At 68.1% G+C, this 492-nt stretch carries 1 protein-coding gene; it reads right to left on the reverse strand.

Features of this window, described 5'->3' with window-relative positions:
* On the reverse strand, positions 1 to 492 hold a 492-nt coding region (locus C1631_RS25445), incomplete at both ends, for an IS630 family transposase (protein ID WP_109714486.1).

The following is a 492-nucleotide window of genomic DNA, read 5'->3' on the forward strand; positions in this document are numbered from 1 at the left end:
CACTGGCGCAGTCCGAGGGACATGATTGTCCAGGGCTGTGCGACGAGCTTGTTCCAGGCGTCGCAGCACTGATCGAGGATGTCCTCATAGGAGTCGAAGATCCGGTCGCCGAGCCAGTTCTCGCGCAGGAACTGCCAGACATTCTCGACCGGGTTGAGTTCGGGCGCATGCGCGGGCAGCGTCAGTAAGGTGATGTTGTCGGGCACGACGAGATCGGCGGCAACATGCCAGCCGGCGCCGTCGAGGATCAGGACGGCGTGCGCGCCGGGATCGACGGCGCGGCTGATTTCGGTCAGATGCGCGTTCATGGCCGGCGTGGCGCAGCGGGGCAGGACGAGGCCGGCGCCCTTGCCCTTCTCGGGGCAGATCGCCCCGAAGATGTAGGCGGAAGCTGTGCGCTGATCCTTTGGGGCTGCGGGCCGGCTGCCCTTGCGCGCCCAGCGCCGCGGCGCCGTGTTCTTCTGGCCGACGCGGGCCTCGTCCTGCCACCAG

Source organism: Chryseobacterium phosphatilyticum, assembly GCF_002899825.2.
GTDB classification, from domain to species: Bacteria; Bacteroidota; Bacteroidia; order Flavobacteriales; family Weeksellaceae; genus Chryseobacterium; species Chryseobacterium phosphatilyticum.